We start from the raw sequence: 21,157 nt of genomic DNA on the forward strand, positions 1-21,157 counted from the left end.
GCTGTTCCGGCAACTGGCGCCGGTGGGCCTCGGTGTAACCATAAGACTTCTGAGCCTCAGATGGCTGGAAACTACCTTTGGCTCGTTCCTTTACACGAACGATCCCGGCCAGCCTCAGCGCTTTGGCGCAATCAAACCCTTCCAGGGTACGACCCGATCCATCTCGATCAGGAACAGTTCCTTCCGGGTTTGCTTGCGCTTACCGGCGTACTCGGCATCGGCGAAGGTCATTTGCTTCATCATCGAAAAGCTCGGCGATTGGTGTCCTGGGATTTTGCCAAATCAGGAAGTCTTTTTCAGAATTTCCTTTGATCAACTGTGTCGTGTGCCAACGTGCGCCTGGCCCAAGTAAAAGGCCTGCTGAATTTGCACGGCTGGGTGTACGACATTGAAACCGGTTCCATCGATGCGCTGGATGCCGATAACAGGCACTTCAAGTCGTTGGCGCACCATCCAGCAACGTGTGCCGTACCTGCCCGTCCTGCCAATAGGTCATCGCTTGACATGCCGATTTGAGGAATTCTCATTTAGTCTGAAGTCCGTCCAGCCGGCGCAAAAAGCCCCCACACCCGGGCAAGGTGTGGGGCTAATTAACATAGCCCGCGTTATTCGCAGTGCGCTCAGCCATACCCAGCGCGCACCTCAATGATGTATTGCAGCGCGTCGGCCTTGCGCTCAGCCGAGCAGCCGGTGTGCTTCACCAGCGTCTCACAGTCGCCATAGTCAGCGTTGACCAGGGCGCGCAGCAGGCTTGAGCACAAGAGAACTGCATCGTCGTAATTGTCTTGCAGCTGCTGATACTGCGCTTTCAACTCGGCAATGCGCGCTTGAAGTTGCTCAAGGTGTTTCTCGGTCTGGGTCATGTCATGGGTCCTTTCAGTTACCGATAAACCTCACGGCGGTTGCCCATGCCTTCGTCACGGATTTTTCAGCCGTAGTGCACCAAAGGGAATCACCATGATACATGGGCTCCAGCGGCCGTCGCTTGCCAGGCACCGACTTCTTCCATCACAGCATCGATGACTGAGCTGATGAAATTGCGGGACACCTCAGTGCCGTACTGTTCGCGCGGAAATAGCACGCCGTTGCCGGAACGAGCGGCTAACCGCGCCCAAGACCGCTGTTGCAGCCCGCATCGATGAATCCCTTCGGAGGAACGTGATCGGGCGCGCGAAGGGCGCAACGCTGCTCTGAGGCTCAGGGCCAAGCGTGACTTCATTCCGATGTCGATACCCTCTCTGCGTTAATCGACTACACGCCAGCTGATACATCCTCTTCGAAGGGGGAGAGAGCAGACGCTCAGGCCTGGGGCTCCAACCACTTCGGCTTCGGATAGCGGCGGTCCGCCTTGCCAGCCTTGAGCACTTGGCCGGGCACCTCGTGCTGCACTAGGCCAGGTAGGGTCTGGGCAGCCTGCAGCAGCCGGTCGAGATCAACGCCGGTGTCGAGGCCCATGCGCTGGAACATGTGCACCAGGTCTTCTGTGCAGATATTGCCGCTGGCGCCCGGCGCATAGGGACAGCCGCCCAGGCCTCCGAGCGAGGCGTCGAAGCGATCTATACCGGCGTTCAGCGCCGCCAAGGCGTTGGCCAGGCCCATGCCGCGGGTATTGTGGAAATGCAGGGTGAATAACGCCTCCGGCCAGCGAGCCAGGGCGGTCCGGCAGATGCGTTCGACCTGTGCCGGATCGGCCATGCCGGTGGTGTCGCAGAGGGTCACACCGTGCACGCCGATGTCGAACAGCTTGCCGACCAATTCATGGACATGCGTCTCCGGCACCTTGCCCTCGAAGGGGCAACCGAAGGTGGTGGACAGCGAGGCGTTGACGAACACGCGACTGCCGCGGGTGACCTCGATGATCTCTCTGAACTGCGCCAGCGACTGTTCTGCTGTCATGCGCAGGTTGGCCAGACCATGGGTGTTGCTGGCCGACATCACCAGATTGAGCTCATCCACCTCGCAGGAAAGGGCACGCTCACAACCCTTCACGTTGGGCACCAGCACGGTGTAGTCGACACCCGGCACGCGGCGGATGCCGAGCATTACCTCTTCCGCGTCGCGTAGGTTGGGAATAGCCTTGGGCGAAGTGAAGGAGGTCACTTCGATCTTCGCCAGGCCGGTCTGCGACAGGCGATCAATGAGGGCAATCTTGTCCTCGGTTTGGACGAAGCCGGGTTCGATCTGGAATCCGTCGCGGGTGGCGACTTCTTGGATATACAGGTGTTTGTTCATCTCGTGTCCTATCAGGTTCGCGCGGGCTGCTGCGGCTCGCCCGCGCCGGGAGGAATGATTTTTGCTCGGCGGCCCAATCAGGCGCCTGTGAAGATCCAGGGCTCCTGATGCCGGCGAGCCTGTTCGAAGCGACGGATGTTCTCTCGCTTCAACAGAGTCAGGCCGATCTCGTCCAGGCCCTTGAGCAGGCACTCCTTGTGGAAGCCGTCGATCTCGAAGCGGTTGACATGGCCATTAGGCTCCACCACTTCCTGCTGCTCGAGGTCGATACTCAGGCTGTAGCCGGGGGTGCCGTCCACAGCGCCGAACAGACGGTCGATGGTCGGCTCGTCAAGGACGATGGGCAGCAGGCCGTTCTTGAAGCAGTTGCCGTAGAAGATCTCAGCGAAGCTCGGCGCGATGATCGCGCGGATACCCCAGTCGGCTAGCGCCCAGGGCGCGTGCTCGCGGCTCGAGCCGCAGCCGAAGTTGGCCCGGGTGAGCAGAATGTTGGCCTCGGCGTAGCGCGGCTGGTTGAGTGGAAACTCCAGGTTCAGCGGGCGCTGTGAACAGTCCTTGTAGGGTTCGCCGCGGTCGAGGTAGCGCCACTCGTCGAACAGGTGCGGGCCGAAGCCGGTGCGCTCGATGATCATCAAGAACTGCTTGGGTAGGATCGCGTCGGTGTCGATGTTGGAGCGATCCAGTGGAACCACGGTGCTTTCGAGTTGGGTGAAGGCTTGCATGTTCGTCCCTCAGAGATCGCTGATATCGGTGAAATGGCCGGCGATGGCCGCTGCCGCCGCCATTGCCGGGCTGACCAGATGAGAGCGCCCGCCGGGGCCCTGCCGTCCTTCGAAGTTGCGGTTGGAGGTCGAGGCACAGCGCTCGCCTTTGCCGAGGCGGTCCTCGTTCATGCCCAGGCACATCGAGCATCCCGCGTCGCGCCATTCGAAGCCGGCGTCGGTGAAGATCCGATCCAGACCTTCGGCTTCTGCTTGCCGCTTCACCAGGCCCGAGCCCGGTACGACCAGCGCTTGAACGATGTTGTCAGCGACCCGCCGACCCTTGACCACACCGGCGGCCAGGCGCAGGTCTTCGAGGCGCGAGTTGGTGCAGGACCCAATGAAGATCTTGTCCAGCCTGATTTCACGGATCGGCGTTCCGGCTTGCAGGCCCATGTATTCCAGCGCCTGCTGCATGCCGCGGCGTTTGACCGGATCGGTTTCGGTCTCGGGATTCGGCACCTGGCCGTCGACATCGGTAGCCATCTCCGGCGAGGTTCCCCAGGTGACATGGGGGCGAATGCTGGCCGCATCCAGTTGCAGTTCGCGATCGAAGCGCGCGTCAGGGTCACTGTGCAGCGTTCGCCAGTACGCCTCGGCGGCATTCCACTGCTCGCCAGCGGGAGCCAGCGGGCGACCTTTGAGGTAGCTGGAGGTGGTGTCATCGAAGGCGACCATGGCGCACCGGGCACCCGCTTCGATGGCGAGATTGCAGAGGGTCATGCGCGCTTCCATGCTCATCGCCGAAACCGTTTCACCGGTGAACTCGATGGCGTAGCCGGTCGCGCCGGCGGTGCCGATCATGCCAATGAGTGCCAGCGCCAAGTCTTTGGATGATACGTGGGGTGCAAGCACACCGTCGATGGTGATACGCAGTGTCTTGAGCTTTTTCAGCAGCAGGCACTGCGTGGCCAGGATGTGTTCGATCTCCGACGTGCCGATGCCGAATGCCAAGGCCGCGAAGGCGCCGTGGGTGGTGGTGTGCGAATCGCCACAAGCGATGGTCATGCCCGGCAGGGTGATGCCCTGCTCCGGGCCGATCACGTGCAGAATGCCCTGGCGCTCATCCTTCATGTCGAAGAATTGCAGGGCGAACTCGGCGCAGTTGCGTTCCAGCGCCTCGACCTGCCGGCGCGCCACCGCATCTGTGATGCCTGCTTCACGCGCCTTGGTCGGCACGTTGTGGTCGGAGGTGGCGAGCACCGAGCCGGGGCGCCAGGGCTGCAACTCATTCAGGCGCAGGCCGTCGAAAGCTTGAGGGCTGGTCACCTCGTTGATGAGGTGAAGGTCGACGTACAGCAGCGTCTGGCCGTCGTCGGTATCGAGCACGGCATGGCGTGCCCAGAGTTTTTCGAAAAGCGTTTGTGCAGTCATCTTCTATCCCTTCCGTTTGGGACGGCGCCGTCTCGAGTCCGGTCTGCCGGCCAGGTGTCAGCCAAGCAGGCCAAAGAAAACGAGAACCAGAACCCCAGCAACGCCGAACAGCGGTACCAGCAATAAGCGGTAGAACAGCTTGCCGCGCTCGGCTTCCTCCTGAACGCCGGCCAGCGCCAGCGCACCGCCCGAGGAGAAGGGCGAAAAGCCGGTCAGCGACGAGCACAGCACGATGGCCGACAGCAGCACGGTGTGACTAAGGCCTGCATTGGTGGCGAGGTTCGGAACGATGGGGAACAGCGTCGGCATCACCACGCCCAGTGTGCTGGAGAAGAAGCTCATCACGCTCGCGGATACGCCGGTAGCATAGGGCACCATCGCCACGCTGACGTTTGCCGCCAGCCACTGCGACAGGGCCGCGATGGTGCCGGCCTTGACAGCCACGCTGATGAGCATGCCCATGCCGCACAGCAGGATGATGATTGCCATTGGGACCTTGGCCAATGCGGCCTTCTCGTCACCCACTCGCAGAATCAGCGCCAGCACTACGCCGATGATCGAGATGAATGTCGGATCGATGTGCGAGGCGATGGTGGCGAATACCGAGCCAGTCGGCAGGAACGCGGCGATGGTCGAGGGCACGATGATCAGCGCGATGATGAAGGCCACCAGCCAGAGGGTGCGCCGCTGCTGGGCATCGAAAGGAGCCGGGCGCTCGGTATCCAGGCTCTCGGTCTGATAACCCTTGAGCACGACGTACGCTACGAGGAACACCAGCGTCTGGAAGATGAAGGAGTCCACCAGCAGCGTGTGGGTGTAGTCCGCGGCGGTCACTGCGTCATAACCGGCGTTTTCGAGGATGCCCTGGGTAACGCGCCCGCCCAGGCTGATGCTGGTGAAGGTGGTTGCCATGCCGCCTGAGACGACGATGATCGCACCTAGCAGCCGGCTCATGCCGGTACGACTGGCGACCGACATCACCAAGGGGGAGAGGAACACGAACACCGCATAATGCCCAGGACCGATTCCCGCGACCAACAGGACCAGCCCGTACAGCGCAAAGGGAATCATGCTGGGCATGCCGCGAGCCATGAACACGGCATTTCTGGCGATCTTCTCCATGGTTCCGTTGGCGATGACGAAGCCGAAGAAGAAGGTCACTGCGAAGATGATGAAAAATAGGTTCAGCGGCCAGTAGGTCACTAGCTCTTTGACGCTGATTCCCATCATGGTGGTGGCGATAAGATAGGCGGCACTAATGGCCAACAGGCCGATGTTGATGTTCAGCCAATAGCCGACACCAATACAGAGCAGTATTGCCAGAATGATGGTCATGGTTAACACGGTATTCCTTGTAATTATTTTTGGCGGGTGTCGAGCCCAGCCGGCATGGCTGGGCCTCTTTGATTGATGCTGTTGCTGATGGTGATGGGGCGCTGCGGCCTGTCGATTAGATGACGCCGCGTTCGCGCAGCGCCTGGCGTTGCGACTGGCTCAGGCCGAGTCCGGCCAGCACGTCGTCGGTGTGCTCGCCCAGCTCCGGGCCGCCACTGCCGAGCCGGCCAGGCGTCCGGCTGAGCTTGGGCAGTACCCCAGGCACCTTGAGAGGGCCGGCAGTCGTCTGCACGGTCTTGATCATCTGGCGTGCCAGGTAATGAGGATCCGTTGCGATGTCGGCGGCGGTGTAGGGGTAGCCAACCGGCACTCGCGCCGCGTTCAGCGCATGCAGCACTTCATCGCGTGAGCGCCGCCGAGTCCACTCAGCAATCGCCGCGTCGATTACGTCGGCCTTCTTGCTGCGGCCATCGTTGTGCGCCAGACTGGGGTCGTCGGCCAGGTCCTGACGGTGGATCAGGCCCATCAGGCGCTTGTAGATGCTGTCGCCGTTACCGGCGATCAGCACATAGGTACCGTCATTGCAGGGATAGGAGTTGGATGGGGTGATGCCGGGCAGAGCACTACCGGCCGGCTCGCGTACATAGCCGAAGGCATCGTACTCGGGCACTAGGCTTTCCATCATGGCGAATACTGACTCGTAGAGCGCGACGTCGATGCACTGCCCCAGACCGCTGCGCTGGCGCTCCTGCAGAGCGAGCAATACGCCGATCACGCCATAGAGTGAGGACAGCGAGTCGCCGATGCTGACCCCGACGCGCACCGGCGCCTGGCCGGGATAGCCGGACAGGTGCCGCAGGCCGCCCATGGCCTCGCCAATCACGCCGAATCCCGGGCGATCCCGGTAGGGACCGGTCTGGCCATAACCGGAAATGCGCAGCATGATTAGCCGCGGGTTAAGCTCGGACAGCGTCTCCCAGCTCATGCCCCAGGCTTCGAGTGTGCCGGGGCGGAAGTTCTCCACCAGCACGTCGGCCTCGGTGATCAGCCGGCGGGCGAGGTCCTGCCCTTCGGCTTCCCGGAGGTCGAGGGTGATCGATTGCTTGTTGCGCGATTGGACATGCCACCAGAGCGAGGTGCCGTCCTTGATCTTGCGCCACTTGCGCAGCGGGTCGCCCACCTTGGGCGGTTCGATCTTGATCACCTCGGCGCCGAATTCGCCGAGCATCTTACTGGCGAAGGGGCCAGCGATCAGCTGCCCCATCTCCACCACCTTGAGGTCTTGCAGCGCCATGCTGCTGCCCTGGATTTGTTCTGCCATGTTTGTACCATCGTGTTTGTTATTTAAGTCGAAGGATGGTTCAGGCTAATGGCAGTGGACAATTGATCAATTACTAAGCCAGTCTTCGTGTTTTGCGAAGGGAGAACGATACCAAGCTCTGGAACTGGGGCAAGGAACTGTCCTGCTTCGCCGAACAGAGAGGCCCCTTATATGCGCCGTATTGATTTCGTCACGCTCAAGCTGTTCGTCTCCATCGCCGCCGAGCGCAGCCTGACCCGGGCTGCTGAGCGCGAGCACCTGGCCTTGGCGGCGGTGAGCAAGCGCATCAGTGACTTGGAAAGCCAGCTCGGTATCACCTTGCTCTATCGTCAGCACAAGGGCGTCGCGCTGACGCCAGCCGGGCATGCTTTACTGCACCATGCGCGCAACATGCTGGACAACCTTCGCCAGTTGAGTGCCGATATGAGCGAGTTCAGCGAAGGGGTCAAGGGGCATGTGCGCATCTATGCGAACACCTCGGCGGTGATTGAATTCCTGCCGGGGGATTTGAGTGTTTTCTGCCGGGCCCATCCGGACGTCAAGATCGACCTCGAGGAGCGCATCAGCAGCGAGACGGTGCGCGCCGTCAGCGAGGGGCTGACCGATATCGGCATTTTCGCCGGGCACGTGCCCGCCGGCGATCTTCATGTCTACAGCTACCGGCATGACCAACTGGTGCTGGTCACTCCCAGCGAGCATCCGCTGGCCGGGTGTGAACGCCTTGCCTTAAGGGATGCCGTTGCCTATGACTTCATCGGCCTACAGCAGGACGCTTCCCTGCATACCCTGTTGCAACAGGCGGCATTGCAGCAGGGCCTGTCCCTGCGCATGCGCATCCAGGTACGCAGCTTCGAAGGGATCTGCCGGATGATCCACACCGGAATGGGCGTCGGCATGCTGCCGGAGAAGGTCGCGCGTACCTACCTGTCGGCACTCGATATCGCGGTGATCCCGCTGACCGATGTCTGGGCGCGGCGGGAGCTGAAAATCGGTGTGCGCGATGTCGAAGGTCTGTCGGTTATCGCCCGGCAATTGCTGGAATACCTTGTCCGCCGTGAGGAGGTCTCAGAGCCGGGGTCACCGGTCTCCTGAGCCTGAGGCACGGGCGCTGCATTGCCGGTGTTCCTAGTGGTCAGTCGAAATGCCTGCCCCGGGCATACCCATCGCTCCGATGCATGGGGTGCCCGATCAGGCTGCCTTCATCAATGGTGAAGTGACCGTTGATGAATAAGCACCCGACAAAAAGTCAGTTCCCAATCCTTGTCTAGCCGGTCGCGGCAAATCTCAAAGGCTTGATGGGTACGCGTAAGTGACATATCTCCGTGACCGGGGACTTCGACTGGATTACATCAAAAAATCGCATGACGGATAGTGGGCGCAAGCTGGTTTCAAGCCTCTGCGCAGCGCCAGCTTCAAAGGTGGTGACAGCAGCTCCGCTGGTCGAGTACTATCCGTCCCAGCTGAGGGCTCCAACTTAGCGAAATCTAGAATCCTCTAGACTCTAGAGGCTGTAGGAAGCAGGTTATGCTATCCACAGGAAGAACCCCCGCTGAACAGGAGGTTGAGCGCCTCGCTCTTACGCTGGTGTATGTCTTGCGGTCTCGAGGCGCTCATCCGCCTGGGCGGAATCTAAGGTAGATGAATCGCTGGAGCCCTCAGCGCTATAAAAGCGCCGGATTAAACCAAAACGTCGATAAGGGCGTTTTGAACAATGCGCTGCGTACTGCGCAACTGCTACATGCAAACTTTCCATTACTGTCTCCTATCTTGACATTGAGGCACTTGGCCCATGAAGCAGGCGTGTCCTACGGATTTCTGAGAGGCGTGGCCGCCAGGAGCGAGCGAGTTGAGAGTTACAAGGTTTTCAAACTGAAAAAAATGTTGTTAGCTTCGGCGCAAACCGATTCAGGTATATTTGTGCTCCTCATCCTTCGTTGCTGAAAATGCAGCGGTGGATTCATAAAAATATTCTGATGCACGTTCACTCGCATCCGGCCAGTTACGCCTACAAGGAAAAAACATCCCCGCGCGATGCTGCAGCCATGCACGCTGGATGCAAGTGGATGATCAAGCTGGGTGCTACGAATTTCTTTGAGTCGATCTTGGAGCCTGACGTTTATCGCGTATTCCGAGAAATGGGCTATCAAGCGCTTGTAGCCTTTGAACTGGCTCGCATTTGTACACGAGTGCGTCCTTCGGGCAATCCGGTTAAAACTGATCGTTTCAAGGACGGGATGGGCAACTTACCGTGCAAGAATGTTGCGATTGGTCACCTTCCGCAAGGAGCAGCAACCAGTCCCTTGCTGTCAAATCTTGTAGCCCGCACGCTTGATCATTCGCTTGCTGAGTTTGCAAATAGCAAAGATCTCGCCTATACGCGATATGCGGATGATCTTACGTTTTCCTCCTTCGGTACGTTTAACCGAGATGGGGCTGAAAATATTGTTCGCGAAATTTATGAAATCATGCGAGCACATGGGCTGTGGCCAAATAAGAGTAAAACTAAAATTATCCCGCCTGGCGCGAGAAAGGTTGTCTTAGGCCTATTGGTGGATGGGCATGTGCCTAAGCTTTCAAAAGAGTTCAAGGCTGAGGTACGCACTCATATCCATTTTATGCTAAGGCCGGATGTTGGCGTGTCTAACCATCGAAAGGCTCGTAAGTTCGATAACTCGTGGGGTCTGAAAAACTTTATTTTTGGCAAGCTTGCCTATGCTCAAGCAATCGAGCCTATTTGGACGTCACGTATGCGAGACCTCTTTATGAAAATCGATTGGGATAGTTAGAACGGGTGCATCTCTCACCTGGGTAACCTGCGGTGTATCGAGCAATCGATTGCCCCGCCGCGATTAGCTTCCGAAAAGGGTCAGAGAATTCTTGTCCAGGCGTCTAGTGATTACCGCTTTGGGTAATCAGAAGCCCATGGTTTGACTGACTCCTCAGAACCAGGCTTTCGGTGAGCGAAACCGCCAGCATCAGTGCGACGCCAAACAAGACGATGCGCTGTTATATCAAAGTGAATTCATGAGGGATCCCCCTCAAACCTGACATGGCACACGCGGTCAGGAGCGTCAGATCGTAGATGATTTTTAGCACGCCGCAGGCGAGTAGCGGTGCGGCGAGCCAACCCAAGCCGATCAATCTGCTAGCAATGGTGGGGGCAATGGCTGCGGCGAGACTACGCGGCACCCGAGGGAGCGGCCATGGCCTTGCCCCCGAATATCACTATCAGACCTCTTGCTCTGGGCGAGCATCAGACAGCGCTGGGCCTCGCATGGACGGAGCTCGATACACCGATAAAGCAGACGCTGTACATACTGATGCAGGAGCTACTGCCGTAAAACTTGAGGCCGCATTCCTATAGGCGAAGAGGGCTGATCGCCGCGTTGGCTGCCGTCCCCAGGACACTGTGCACAGGCCAGATTCGACACCGGCACTGATATATGCCTTCATGCCGAAGTAGTACTGGTTGCCCATCTTGGGTTGGTGCATCTGCGGATCACGCTTGCCTTTCTGGATCTTGGTCGAGCTAGGTGCATGGACGATGGCGCTAGCTGAGGCGGGGTATATACACCAGAAGCCTCTAATCCCTTTTTTTGCTTCTATTTCAAGGATCTACATTTGCCATCGCCGTCCGCGATGGCAAGATCGTGAATGCCTGATATACGACGCTTTCTTCCCCTCCTAACATCGACCACACATGAGCTTCGTTTGCCGGTCGACTTCGTCGGTGTGCGAGTTTCAAAAAATAACAACGAGAGTCCCGCGAGGTTTAACCATGAAAACCCTAACCGCCGGTTCTGCGATCGGTACCTCCGAAGTGGATGGCGCCAGCCAGCTGACTGCCAGTCAACGATACACCACCTTGGGTGGTTCCTGGGCTGCTTGGTTATTTGATGCCCTGGACGCAACAGTCTTCGGTTTTGTTCTGCTGTCGGTCGCGAAGACTTTCTCCATTGGTATGAGCGATGTCGTTTCTACCGTTGCCTGGTTTCTGCTGGCAACCGGTATCGGCGGTTTCTTCCTTGGCAATATTTCTGACAAGATCGGCCGCAAGAAAACCATGATGCTCTCGGTGTTTGTCTACGGCACCGGCACCTTACTTTGTGGCTTTGCCGATAGCCTTTGGCAGCTCAACGTATTCCGCTTCTGCGTTGGCATCGCCGTCGGTGGATTGTGGTCTGCTGCTGCCGCGCTGGTATCGGAGATCTGGCCGTCCGCTGGGCGTGCCAAAGCCTTTGCCGTGATGCAGACAGGTTGGTCGGGCGGCGGCCTTCTGGCAGCGATTTTTGCCTGGAGCTTCCTGGACGACGCCAACCCCGAGTCCTGGCGCAATCTGTTCATCTACGCCTCTATTCCGTCCTTTTTTACCCTGTTGTTCATTGGGTTATTCGTCAAGGAGTCACCGGTCTGGCTGGCCAACCGCGAGTTCATGCGTCGTAACAGCAACAAGGGCCGGCTGATGGAGATCTTTCATCCGCAGTACCTGAAAATGACGCTGCTGGGCCTGAGCATTTCAATCCTGGGCATGTATGGCTATTGGATCATTACCACCTTCATGCCGGCTTACCTGCAGAACATTCTCAACGTGCGCATCGATCAAGCCCCGGTGTTCGTCATCTGGATCGGTATTGGTGCCACGCTCGGTTACCTGGCTTACGGCTACCTCGCCGAAAGCATCGGTCGTCGACTGTCGTTCGCAGTGTTTTTCGGTGGCATGGCGATCATGGTGCCGGTGTTCGCCTATTCGGCGACCCTGATGCCGTTGACCGAAGGCAAGTTACTGTTCACCACCCAGAACATCATCACCCTCGGTTCATTGGCCGCCCTGCTCGGTTTCTTCACGGGCTACTTCAGCGGCTTCGGTGCTTGGTACTCGGAATTGTTCCCTACCAGCATCCGATCAACCGCGTCAGGTTTCTGCTTCAACTTCGGGCGGGTCGGCGCCATCGCCGGCATCAAGCTGGTACCGGTACTGATCCCCCTTATCGGCTTCACCGCCACCATTTCCCTTGCTTCAGTTTCCTATCTCATCGCAGCCGTCATGGTGTTCACGTTGCAGGAAACCAAAGGCGTTCAACTCACCAGCGGCAACTGATCCGTACCTTTCAAAGGACAAGACCATGAAGAACTTCCGCATCGGGCAAATCGTCCCAAGCTCCAACACCACGATGGAAACCGAAATCCCGGCCATGCTGACCTCGCGCTACGAGTTGTTTCCAGAAGAGCGCTTTACCTTCCACTCTTCGCGTATGCGCATGATGCACGTCAGCCCGGAAGAGCTGAAGAAGATGGACATCGACAGTGACCGTTGTGCATTGGAACTCAGCGATGCGCGAGTCGATGTCATGGCCTATGCCTGCCTGGTGGCGATCATGTGCCAGGGGGCCAACTATCACAAAGTCTCGCAGGATCGACTGGGTAAAACCGTTGCTTCCAACCAGTCGAACGCCCCAGTCCTGAGTTCGGCCGGTGCACTGATCGATAGCTTGCACATGCTCGACTACAAAAAAATATCGATCATCACGCCGTACATGAAACCACTGACCCAACAAGTCATCGACTATATCGAAGCGGCCGGAATCGAAGTGGTCGACTCCATCAGCCTTGAAGTGTCCGACAACCTCGAAGTCGGTCGTCTGGATCCGATGAATCTGGTAGCGCATGCCGACAAGCTGAACATCGGTCAGGCCGATGGGGTGGTGTTGTCTTGCTGTGTGCAAATGCCGTCGCTGCCAGCGATCCAGAAGGTTCAGGATCGCCTCGACAAACCGGTGTTGTCCGCATCAATCGCCACTGTTTATCAGATGCTGAAAACCCTCGGGCTCAAGGCCCAGGTACCCAACGCCGGCCATCTATTGTCCGGGGCATTCTGAGTCGATGCCTGAGAAGGTACTATGCTGGCCTGTCAGGCCAAACCGGTACCATCCATGAAGCTCGATCCGGTCTCGTTGCGACTCTTCGTCAGCGTCGTTGAAGAAGGCACCATCGCGGCTGCCGCCAAACGCGAACACTTCGCGGCGGCGGCAGTCAGCAAGCGACTCAGCGAACTTGAAGAACTCCTCGACTCGAAATTACTCAACCGCACCAACAAGGGCATTACCCCGACTGACGCCGGCCTATCGCTACTGTTCATGGCCCGCAGTGCACTGAATAACCTCAATGAAATTATCGTGCAGATGCGCGAGTTCTCACATGGCCGCCGTGGCTCGGTGCACGTTCTGGCCAACATTTCCGCCATCACGCAATTCCTGCCTGACCTCATCAAGTCATTCATGGAGCAGTACCCACTGATCAACGTCAGGTTCGAAGAAAAACAAAGCCTGGCTATCACCAAAGCCGTTGCCGAAAACCGCGCCGACATCGGTATCTTCACCCGCCTGCCCCACGGCGCTGACATCGAAGTTTTCCCGTTTCGTAATGATCGCCTGGTGTTACTAATCCCCCTCGGACATCCACTCGCAGCAAGACAATCCGTCAGGTTCAGCGAAACCCTGGATCACGAATACATCGCCTTGCGCAGCGGTACTCATCTTAATTTTCAGTTGATCAAAGCAGCCAATGACCTGGGGCGCTCGCTTAAAATCCGCATGGAGGTGTCCAGCTATGACGCCTTGTGCCTAATGATTCAGGCGGGTCTGGGCATTGGCATCATGCCAGAGGGGAGTGCGGCGATTTACAGGATGGACGGAGCGAAGGTAGTCAACCTAGAGGAAGCGTGGGCTTCTCGCGAACTCAGCGTGTGCGTCAGATCACAATTGGCATTAACGGTTGCAGCGAGGTTATTCTTGGAGCACTTGCGCGAAAGTGAGTCTGCGTAAGCGTTTTTTTGCAAGCTCCTAGCAGAGAAATAGGGGGATTCTGGCGGGGTGGCTAAAACCTTTCGCTTATCGCCATCGCCAGCGTCGATAATTGCGGCTATTCAGGCTTACATATTATTGGCCCTGGCCAGATAGCATTTCCCCTGCGCCAGTGAATGCGTACTGGATGCTTTCAGATTTGCTGACTGTAGAAAAGCGCGAACGATTCGATACCGTCATTGGGTTGTTTGATGCCGGCGTTGGAGTAATGCAGTGCTCGGACGCCGATACGTTGCCCACCGCTGAATTTCAAGCCTGCACCAATTCGATCTTCGAAGTTGAAGGCGGAGCCAAGCTCTCTATCACCTGCGGTGGTGCCGGAGAAAAGCGCGACACCAATGCCGACTTCGATGAAGGGCTTTATGTCGCTCCCGGCGAACTCGTAGATGAACACTGGGGCGAAGGAGAGGGAGTGGGCTCCGCCTGCCTCATCGCCTGCTTCCCAATAGGTGTATCCGGCATCCCAGTAGCCTGTCAGGTGTCCAGTGTCAGACTGGAACCAACTCTTTTCCCATTCGACACCAATGCCGGCACGTGCCGTTAAGCCGCCTTGATTCGTAGCGCCAATCGAGCCGGAGATTTCTGCTGCTGAAGTAGACAGTGCAACGGCTGACAGTACAGCGGCTACGATAGTTTTCGTCATGGCCCAGCATTCCTTTGATGTTGTTTCTAGGTACCCTAGGGATGGTCTGAAAAAGACTTCTCGAATCTGGTGAAATACGCCGATCCCGTTGCCCGAGTTTCCCGATGAAGCAAATGACCTTCGCCGACGTCGAGTACGCCGGTAAGCGCAAGCAAACCCGGAAGGAACTGTTCCTGATCGAGATGGATCGGGTCGTACCCTGGAAGGGTTTGATTGCCCTGATCGAGCCGCACTACCCCAAGGGTGAAGGTGGTCGTCCGGCGTATCAGCTGATGGCGATGCTGCGCGTACATTTGATGCAGAACTGGTTCGGCTACAGCGATCCGGCGATGGAGGAGGCGCTGTACGAGACCACAATCTTGCGCCAGTTTGCCGGGCTGAACCTAGAGCGTATTCCCGACGAAACCACCATCCTCAATTTCCGTCGCCTGCTGGAGAAGCACGAGTTGGCGGCCGGGATTCTGGCGGTGATCAATGGTTACCTGGGCGATCGGGGCCTGTCGCTGCGCCAGGGCACCATCGTCGTTGCCACGCTGATCCATGCGCCGAGTTCGACCAAGAACAAGGACGGTAAGCGTGACCCGGAAATGCACCAGACCAAGAAGGGCAATCAGTATTACTTCGGCATGAAGGCTCACATCGGCGCGGATGCCGAGTCAGGTCTGGTGCACAGCGTGGTGGGGACGGCAGCCAACGTTGCGCGAGCGGTAATTGGCCAGTGCATCAGGGCGCTCATGAGGGACGTGAGGCGCTGATTGACAGGGGTGTCGTAGCCATATTGCTCCTATGGCGTTCAACTGTCTAATTTCGTCACGAGCTGCAAATTCAAGGGCCGCCACGCGCGGGCGACGGCATCACCACTCGTCTGGTCATAGCTCGATTTGTGGAACATACGTTCGTAGAACTAGACAGATGTCCTGTAAGCAGACGACCCCCCCTCATCGTCGCTTGAACAGGAGAGTCTAATGAAGGCCATCGTTTACAACGGGCCACGCGACGTCAGCGTGCAAAATGTCCCAGACGCCAAGATCGAAAAACCTACCGACGCCGTAGTGCGCATCACCACTACCAATATCTGCGGCTCTGACCTGCATATGTACGAGGGCCGCACCTCGATGGAGACGGGACGTGTTTTCGGTCACGAGAACCTCGGAGAAGTCATCGAAGTCGGCGCCGGCGTAGATCGCATCAAGGTAGGTGATCGCGTCTGTTTGCCATTTAATATCGGCTGCGGTTTCTGCGAAAACTGTGAAAAAGGTTTGACCGGTTTCTGCCTCACGGCCAACCCCGGCAGTGCTGGTGCTGCTTACGGGTTTGCCGATATGGGCTCATACCAGGGTGGTCAAGCAGAACTGCTGCGTGTGCCATATGCGGACTTCAATTGCCTGGTGCTGCCAGAGGATGCGCAAGAGAAAGAAAACGACTACGTCATGCTGTCAGACATATTCCCCACCGGATGGCATGCCACTGAACTGGCTGGCCTGATGCCGGGTGAAAGCATCGCCATTTACGGTGCAGGGCCAGTGGGCCTGATGGCAGCTCATGCCGCGATGATCAAAGGCGCCTCGCAAGTGTTCGTGGTCGACAACCATCCGGATCGATTGAAATTGGCCGCGCAGATGGGGGCCACGCCAATCAACTCGCTGGAGAAAGAGGCGGTTGATCAGATCCTCAACCTGACTCACGGCAAAGGCACTGATCGAGGTTGTGAGTGTGTGGGGTACCAGTGCTGTGACAAACACGGCCATGAGGTCAATCACCTGACGATGAACAACCTGGTAGCTTCCACCAAGGCCACGGGTGGCATCGGCGTCGTCGGGGTGTTTGTTCCTCAGGATCCGGGCGCGAAAAATGAACTGGCGAAGGAAGGTAAAATGGCCTTCGATTTCGGCGCGTTCTGGTTCAAGGGCCAGCAGATACGCACCGGGCAAGCCAACGTCAAAGCCTATAACCGCAGGCTCGCGGAGCTGATCCAGCACGACCGCGCCAAGCCTTCGCAGATCATCTCTCACAGCCTGAAATTGGCGGAAGGGCCCGATGCGTACAAGCATTTCGATGCGCGAGATGAGGGTTGGACAAAGGTCATTCTGAAGCCGGCAGCCTGATCGAACGGCTGTATGGATCTGACGCCCTGACGATATCGCCGGGCGTCAGCCCAAAGACCCGCCTACTCGGGCTTACAGTATGGCCGCTATGTATTTACCGACCACATACCACCTGTCGTCCGCTCGAAATGCGAGCGCGGTTGTTGCGCAAGATGATCAAGGGAAAAATGGTAAGCGTACTGACTTCGATGGTCGACCCGCTGCGCTTTCCGGGTGGGGAGATCGTCGACCTTTCCAGTCAACGCTGGGAAATTGAGCTGGGCTATCGGGCGATCAAGCAGAGACTGCTGGGCGGCGAATATACCCTGAGAAGCAAGACGCCAGAGATTTCCCTGCGAAATGAGTTTCGCTGCCTGCAGTTGGGCCATCTTGGGGTTGCTGCATGGCACGTCACTGAACCATCCCAGCAACTTGCCAGGATTTCTGAGAGATTTGCAGGCATCAGCCGCTCGATATGTTTTACCCCATCGGCGACCTGATCGATGGTTCTCACGCGCAGTCGTTGGACATGCTGTCGAAACGACACATAGGCGGCACGTCGTGCGAATTGAGACTCGCACGGGTCCCCATGTTCATTTGTCAAGGCTAAGTAGAGATGTCGCTATGGCGGCTAAGTAGAAATGTCATTATGCCCTCGTCGGGATTGCGTTGGGAGCAAACGATCGAATGGCGCGACTATAGACTATTGCTTGGGCGGTAGGCGTAGCATTACCAGGTCTCGGTGTACGTCAGTTCCACATAAAAATTGCGTTTCACCCACCACGACAAAACCATGTTTTTTATAGAACGCCTGTGCCCGAAGGTTCTGATCAGCAACTGTTAACCTGAACGCTCCGTGATAGCTGGCAATGGCTTGCTCGACCAAAGCACTTGCTGCGCCTGTGCCATGAAGGGCTGGGTAGATATAGCATCGCTTAAGCTCAGCTGTCTGAGCGGCGTCGGCTGCTTCAACGCCAATAGGCTCCGGATGCAGATCCAACATCGCGATGCCTTGCACCTTGGAATCGGACTCCACTACCCAGCAGCGGTAGCTCGTATCTTCGAGCATCGCGGTGATATGGCCGGGCTGCAGCGTAGCAGTCACATAGGCATTGATGTCTTCCTAACGAGTTCGGGGCGATTCAGGATTTCAAACTTATGTAGACTTCTGCCAATGAGATTTTTCCCTCTTTTAACCAGGCTGCTGAGGCATGGGAGCGTGGCATCCCAGTGCCATTACTGATATTGTCCGGCGCTGCTCAAGAGGGATCTAGCAGTGACCACAACCTACCTCAAGTACTTTCCCAAGCCTGTCCTCGACGACCTCGTAAACGGCAGATGGCTGCCAATCATCGGGGCCGGTATGTCCTTGAATGCCCATGTCACGTCAGGTCAGAGACCTCCGCTTTGGGGGGAGCTAGGTAAGCTTCTCGAAGACGATCTTATTGACTTCAATTCCAGTGGGGCCCTCGACGCGATTTCTGCTTACGAGCATGAGCTGGGCCGGGCGAGGCTGATGGACAAGCTCACACAAGTGTTGCTGATCCACGAAGCCCAGCCCGGGGCAGCGCACAAGAGCTTCTGCTCCATCCCGTTCGATATCGTCTGCACAACGAATTTCGATTTTTTGCTGGAGCAGGAGTACCGGCTTGGGCCCAATGTTGTTTATCCGATCCTTGAAGAGGAGCAGCTGTCGCTGAATTCATCCAAGGCCGGTGTGAACCTGCTCAAGCTCCATGGCGACCTTCACCATCCGAGAAGGATGGTGGTCACGGAGGCTGACTACGACGGCTTTCTCGCGAACTATCCGCTGTTCGCAACCTACCTCGCGAATTTGCTGATCACCAAGACTGCGGTATTGGTCGGGTACAGTCTCGACGATCCAGATTTCCGGCAGATTTGGCATGTGGTATCGCAGCGCCTGGGGCGCACCAGACGATTTGCCTACACGATCGTTTTAGGCGCGAATCAGTCCGATATTTCGCGGTTCGAGCGCCGCGGGGTAAAGGTGATCAATCTGCCGGGCACACGAGACAAGTACGGTGAAATCCTAGCGGCAGCTTTTGATGAGCTGCGAGAGCTTCTCAGGGATGAAGCTTTCACCGTGATGAAGCCGACTGAAGAGCGGACGATGCAAGAACTGTCGCTACCACGGTCAGCGCCATCGCGGCTTTGCTTCTTCTCGCTGCCGTTGGAAGTCCTGCCTTTCTACAAAGACCAGGTATTTCCCGCCTTGGAGGATATCAACCTTGTCCCGATTACGGCTGACGGAGTGATTTCCCCAGGGGATATGGTTATCGCGAAGCTGGACGCACTCATCGACCGGTCGATTGCAATGGTCATTGATCTGTCGTCCAACTGGACAATGGTTGAATTGAAGATGGCGATCAGTCGCGCGGCGTCGAGGAAGGAGAAGGGCAGGTCGCTCAAACTGATTGTAGTGATGAGGAAAGGTCAGCAGTTGCCTCTTGCTCTGGAGGACGTCACGGTGATTTATCGGCCTGATCTGCTGACCTCTGAGTCAGAAGATTTCGCCCTAGATCTGATTACAACCCTGGAAAGGGAGCTTCCATCAGATCGTAACTCTCAATTGGATGAGGCCCGCCGGCTTCTGAGGGTAAGGGAGTACCGTGCGGCGATCGTATCGGCGGTTACCTATCTTGAGGGTGAACTGCGGAGCGTGATGCGATACAGAGACGAGGACAGTGCGACAAGGCCAAATCACCAGTCGCTGCTGGGAATGATAAAAAATGCTGTTAGCCAAAGCGTAATCCAATCTGAGTGGCTCCCTAGACTGCACGAGTGGGTACACATCAGGAACAGCATCGTTCATTCGAGGGGTGACGCAGAAGTATCTCAGCGAATGGCAAAAAACATCGTAGATGGGATCATCCAAATCGTGTCCAGCTTACCACCTACAATTACGCCGACTGCGTCCTTTAGGGGGTAACGGCGCAGCAGGAACGCCTGCTGCGGAGTCGAGCAATTCTACCCGATTCGCGCTTGTTTCCTGCGTCGCCGTTGAACCCTACTTTTTCTTAGGCGCGGGAGGCGGCGCCTTTGGTGGAGTTGCAGGGCGCTGGCTCGTTGTCTCTTTGCTCACTCCACCGTTGACTGAGGTGGGCTTTCCTGCATGATTCGACATGCTGAATCCTTACATAGAGTGATTTGGAGTAGCGATTAACCCGGGCTGGCACAGGGTGGAGAGCTAAGCGCGTCATCCGTTCCGACGTGGAGGGGCGGGCGGGGCTTTAGGTGGGGTGGATGGCCGCTGGCTTACCGGACTGGGACGCTGTGGCTCGCTGCCGCTTGGCCGGCGTGGCTGTGGCGATATCCCTCTTTCTTCGTACATTGGTCACCTCTACTTGTTGGGCGCTTTAGGCGGCGAAGGCGGTGGTGTAGCGGGGCGAACGTTAACTGGTGCTGGCGGGCTAACATTCATCCCCTCGTTACTGACTCGCTCCACCACATGCTTTTTGTTTGTGTCGCTCTTACTGGTCATTCGTTGTCTCCTGTAGCTCAAGGAACTCAACCATCAAAACGTCGGAATTTGAGACTAAATAACTCTCAATTCCCGGCATTTCGACCCATTCGTCCTGCTCATCTAGCCAGCACGGCTGTGTAATCAGAAAATGGCCTGTGGCGGGATCAGTTGGCCACACTTGGGGGTATCCGAAGAGGCGTCGGCCATCCAGCAGAGTCAACACTACGCTATGCCCAGATCGCTTGCGAAATGCGTAGACCCATTCCGGGTATGAGGCACGTGATGTGAGTCCAAGCTGCCTGGCAATCCCGTATAGATAGTCATGGTTGGACGCGTATGACAGTCCCAAGCCTAGGCATACCGCGAGTGCGATCCCCCACGCGCTCTCTACGTCTGTGGTCCATAAACCAATATCGAACCAATGGTCACCCATCCACAGCAGGACCTTTGAAATTCCTGACACGATGATGGTGATGATGCCGGTACCAATCAGCGCCTGTACCGTACGCTCAAACTGACCTGGCTTTTTTACGTCGGCCAGCCAGTAAAAAATCATGGTAGTGATGAAGCCTGGTATCAACATCTGAACCAAGGGCAGAATTTTTGTCGCTAGGTCTTCCAATGCCTGTACCGCCAAGTGATGCCCGTTTGCCATCAATATAGCGGCGATGCATCTGTTAGAGGTATCGTTTTTTCATAGATGGCGGGCTAGAGGCAGGGCTAGCGCTCCGCGTTCATAAGCGCAGCTCTCAACTGCATCACAGTACCGACCTTGAGTACCCTAGCACCTTATTACTGGACCTGAAGTAGCTTTCATCCCTGTTGAGTTGTGATCGCGGAGCCGCCCAGTCGGGCGATGCCCCCACCCGAGTGGGTGTGTTGCTGTTGCATACTGCTCGCTTTGCCTCTAGCATCAGGATCTTCCTGAGTGTAAGTCTGAATCGCCCCTGGTTTCGTAGACACCTCCAAGCCTCATAATGAGGCCCAAATAGGAGGTGCCATGAGTCGTCAGCGTTACCCCGAAGAATTCAAGATCGAAGCGGTCAAGCAAGTGACCGAGAAA

General features: G+C 57.2%; 15 protein-coding genes and 8 pseudogenes. 10 read left to right on the top strand and 13 right to left on the bottom strand.

Annotation, left to right across the window (positions count from 1 at the left end; translation table 11 throughout):
• Together CQW31_RS28955 and CQW31_RS28960 are read right to left on the bottom strand one after the other, a co-directional pair.
• Window positions 1-127: pseudogene (locus CQW31_RS28955) on the bottom strand (IS5/IS1182 family transposase); the annotation flags it as partial.
• Window positions 127-240, bottom strand: a pseudogene (locus tag CQW31_RS28960) (IS5/IS1182 family transposase); the annotation flags it as partial. The pseudogenes CQW31_RS28955 and CQW31_RS28960, both read right to left, overlap by 1 nt.
• Window positions 241-330: 90 nt before the next feature.
• Between CQW31_RS28960 and CQW31_RS31990 the strand changes: the two are divergent.
• A pseudogene (locus CQW31_RS31990) lies at window positions 331-516 on the top strand (hypothetical protein); the annotation flags it as partial.
• Window positions 517-620: 104 nt separating this feature from the next.
• Here the strand turns inward: CQW31_RS31990 and CQW31_RS28970 are convergent.
• The 7 genes and pseudogenes from CQW31_RS28970 to CQW31_RS28995 all read right to left on the bottom strand — a co-directional run bounded on the left by CQW31_RS28970 (window position 621) and on the right by CQW31_RS28995 (window position 7,023).
• On the bottom strand, window positions 621-863 hold the full coding sequence (locus CQW31_RS28970) for a hypothetical protein (RefSeq protein WP_009681901.1): 243 nt from the start codon (window positions 861-863) through the stop codon (window positions 621-623).
• 63 nt (window positions 864-926) lie between these two features.
• Window positions 927-1,075: pseudogene (locus CQW31_RS32305) on the bottom strand (transposase); the annotation flags it as partial.
• Between the two features lie 224 nt (window positions 1,076-1,299).
• A complete protein-coding gene (locus CQW31_RS28975; protein WP_009681902.1) occupies window positions 1,300-2,232 on the bottom strand; it encodes a hydroxymethylglutaryl-CoA lyase in 933 nt (310 codons plus the stop codon).
• 77 nt (window positions 2,233-2,309) lie between these two features.
• Window positions 2,310-2,954 (bottom strand): 3-isopropylmalate dehydratase small subunit, encoded by a 645-nt coding sequence (gene leuD, locus CQW31_RS28980; protein WP_016487072.1) that lies wholly within the window; start codon window positions 2,952-2,954, stop codon window positions 2,310-2,312.
• 9 nt (window positions 2,955-2,963) lie between these two features.
• Window positions 2,964-4,367: a 3-isopropylmalate dehydratase large subunit gene (gene leuC / locus CQW31_RS28985; protein ID WP_009681905.1), complete on the bottom strand. Its 1,404-nt coding sequence runs from the start codon at window positions 4,365-4,367 to the stop codon at window positions 2,964-2,966.
• Window positions 4,368-4,424: 57 nt separating this feature from the next.
• Window positions 4,425-5,702, bottom strand: a complete 1,278-nt coding sequence (locus CQW31_RS28990) for an SLC13 family permease (RefSeq protein ID WP_009681906.1) — start codon at window positions 5,700-5,702, stop codon at window positions 4,425-4,427.
• A 115-nt stretch (window positions 5,703-5,817) separates the two neighbouring features.
• The gene (locus tag CQW31_RS28995; RefSeq protein ID WP_016487073.1) at window positions 5,818-7,023 is read right to left on the bottom strand and encodes a CaiB/BaiF CoA-transferase family protein; all 1,206 of its coding nucleotides are present in this window, start codon (window positions 7,021-7,023) and stop codon (window positions 5,818-5,820) included.
• Window positions 7,024-7,194: 171 nt separating this feature from the next.
• On the opposite strand from CQW31_RS28995, the gene CQW31_RS29000 reads away from it, so the two are divergent.
• On the top strand, window positions 7,195-8,115 hold the full coding sequence (locus tag CQW31_RS29000; protein WP_009681908.1) for a LysR family transcriptional regulator: 921 nt from the start codon (window positions 7,195-7,197) through the stop codon (window positions 8,113-8,115).
• An 818-nt stretch (window positions 8,116-8,933) separates the two neighbouring features.
• Window positions 8,934-9,809: pseudogene (locus CQW31_RS29005) on the top strand (reverse transcriptase family protein); the annotation flags it as partial.
• Between the two features lie 593 nt (window positions 9,810-10,402).
• Here CQW31_RS29005 and CQW31_RS31405 read toward each other — a convergent pair.
• Window positions 10,403-10,575, bottom strand: a pseudogene (locus CQW31_RS31405) (IS5/IS1182 family transposase); the annotation flags it as partial.
• Window positions 10,576-10,801: 226 nt separating this feature from the next.
• Between CQW31_RS31405 and CQW31_RS29025 the strand changes: the two are divergent.
• Genes CQW31_RS29025 through CQW31_RS29035 form a run of 3 tightly spaced genes read left to right on the top strand, consistent with a single transcriptional unit; the run spans window position 10,802 to window position 13,844 of the window.
• Window positions 10,802-12,121, top strand: coding sequence for an MFS transporter (locus CQW31_RS29025; RefSeq protein WP_009681911.1), 1,320 nt, complete (start codon window positions 10,802-10,804; stop codon window positions 12,119-12,121).
• A gap of 25 nt (window positions 12,122-12,146) precedes the next feature.
• Complete coding sequence (locus CQW31_RS29030; RefSeq protein ID WP_009681912.1) at window positions 12,147-12,899, top strand: Asp/Glu racemase; 753 nt, start codon at window positions 12,147-12,149, stop codon at window positions 12,897-12,899.
• A gap of 54 nt (window positions 12,900-12,953) precedes the next feature.
• Window positions 12,954-13,844, top strand: coding sequence for a LysR family transcriptional regulator (locus CQW31_RS29035; protein ID WP_033690139.1), 891 nt, complete (start codon window positions 12,954-12,956; stop codon window positions 13,842-13,844).
• A gap of 172 nt (window positions 13,845-14,016) precedes the next feature.
• On the opposite strand, the gene CQW31_RS29040 is transcribed toward CQW31_RS29035, so the two are convergent.
• Window positions 14,017-14,526 carry an acyloxyacyl hydrolase gene (locus CQW31_RS29040; protein ID WP_009681914.1) on the bottom strand — a complete coding sequence of 170 codons (510 nt, stop codon included), beginning with the start codon at window positions 14,524-14,526 and terminating at the stop codon, window positions 14,017-14,019.
• A gap of 104 nt (window positions 14,527-14,630) precedes the next feature.
• On the opposite strand from CQW31_RS29040, the pseudogene CQW31_RS29045 reads away from it, so the two are divergent.
• The 3 genes and pseudogenes from CQW31_RS29045 to CQW31_RS29055 all read left to right on the top strand — a co-directional run.
• Window positions 14,631-15,227, top strand: a pseudogene (locus tag CQW31_RS29045) (IS5-like element ISPst5 family transposase); the annotation flags it as partial.
• A gap of 264 nt (window positions 15,228-15,491) precedes the next feature.
• Window positions 15,492-16,631 carry a glutathione-independent formaldehyde dehydrogenase gene (locus CQW31_RS29050; RefSeq protein ID WP_009681502.1) on the top strand — a complete coding sequence of 380 codons (1,140 nt, stop codon included), beginning with the start codon at window positions 15,492-15,494 and terminating at the stop codon, window positions 16,629-16,631.
• Window positions 16,598-16,948, top strand: a pseudogene (locus CQW31_RS29055) (transposase); the annotation flags it as partial. The gene CQW31_RS29050 and the pseudogene CQW31_RS29055, both read left to right, overlap by 34 nt.
• Window positions 16,949-17,313: 365 nt before the next feature.
• On the opposite strand, the gene CQW31_RS29060 reads toward CQW31_RS29055, so the two are convergent.
• Window positions 17,314-17,715 carry a GNAT family N-acetyltransferase gene (locus CQW31_RS29060; protein WP_009681500.1) on the bottom strand — a complete coding sequence of 134 codons (402 nt, stop codon included), beginning with the start codon at window positions 17,713-17,715 and terminating at the stop codon, window positions 17,314-17,316.
• A 171-nt stretch (window positions 17,716-17,886) separates the two neighbouring features.
• On the opposite strand from CQW31_RS29060, the gene CQW31_RS29065 reads away from it, so the two are divergent.
• Window positions 17,887-19,560, top strand: coding sequence for an SIR2 family protein (locus CQW31_RS29065; protein WP_009681499.1), 1,674 nt, complete (start codon window positions 17,887-17,889; stop codon window positions 19,558-19,560).
• A 541-nt stretch (window positions 19,561-20,101) separates the two neighbouring features.
• Here the strand turns inward: CQW31_RS29065 and CQW31_RS29070 are convergent.
• A complete protein-coding gene (locus tag CQW31_RS29070; RefSeq protein ID WP_236183100.1) occupies window positions 20,102-20,731 on the bottom strand; it encodes a DUF6338 family protein in 630 nt (209 codons plus the stop codon).
• Between the last annotated feature and the right edge of the window lie 426 nt (window positions 20,732-21,157).

Source organism: Pseudomonas sp. 382 (assembly GCF_002759075.1).
GTDB lineage: Bacteria > Pseudomonadota > Gammaproteobacteria > Pseudomonadales > Pseudomonadaceae > Aquipseudomonas > Aquipseudomonas vlassakiae.

What these genes read in the sequence shown, in the direction of transcription:
- CQW31_RS28970 (WP_009681901.1), bottom strand. Translation starts at nt 863, where the DNA reads ATGACCCAGACCGAGAAACACCTTGAGCAACTTCAAGCGCGCATTGCC.
- CQW31_RS28975 (WP_009681902.1), bottom strand. Translation starts at nt 2,232, where the DNA reads ATGAACAAACACCTGTATATCCAAGAAGTCGCCACCCGCGACGGATTC.
- leuD (WP_016487072.1), bottom strand. Translation starts at nt 2,954, where the DNA reads ATGCAAGCCTTCACCCAACTCGAAAGCACCGTGGTTCCACTGGATCGC.
- leuC (WP_009681905.1), bottom strand. Translation starts at nt 4,367, where the DNA reads ATGACTGCACAAACGCTTTTCGAAAAACTCTGGGCACGCCATGCCGTG.
- CQW31_RS28990 (WP_009681906.1), bottom strand. Translation starts at nt 5,702, where the DNA reads ATGACCATCATTCTGGCAATACTGCTCTGTATTGGTGTCGGCTATTGG.
- CQW31_RS28995 (WP_016487073.1), bottom strand. Translation starts at nt 7,023, where the DNA reads ATGGCAGAACAAATCCAGGGCAGCAGCATGGCGCTGCAAGACCTCAAG.
- CQW31_RS29000 (WP_009681908.1), top strand. Translation starts at nt 7,195, where the DNA reads ATGCGCCGTATTGATTTCGTCACGCTCAAGCTGTTCGTCTCCATCGCC.
- CQW31_RS29025 (WP_009681911.1), top strand. Translation starts at nt 10,802, where the DNA reads ATGAAAACCCTAACCGCCGGTTCTGCGATCGGTACCTCCGAAGTGGAT.
- CQW31_RS29030 (WP_009681912.1), top strand. Translation starts at nt 12,147, where the DNA reads ATGAAGAACTTCCGCATCGGGCAAATCGTCCCAAGCTCCAACACCACG.
- CQW31_RS29035 (WP_033690139.1), top strand. Translation starts at nt 12,954, where the DNA reads ATGAAGCTCGATCCGGTCTCGTTGCGACTCTTCGTCAGCGTCGTTGAA.
- CQW31_RS29040 (WP_009681914.1), bottom strand. Translation starts at nt 14,526, where the DNA reads ATGACGAAAACTATCGTAGCCGCTGTACTGTCAGCCGTTGCACTGTCT.
- CQW31_RS29050 (WP_009681502.1), top strand. Translation starts at nt 15,492, where the DNA reads ATGAAGGCCATCGTTTACAACGGGCCACGCGACGTCAGCGTGCAAAAT.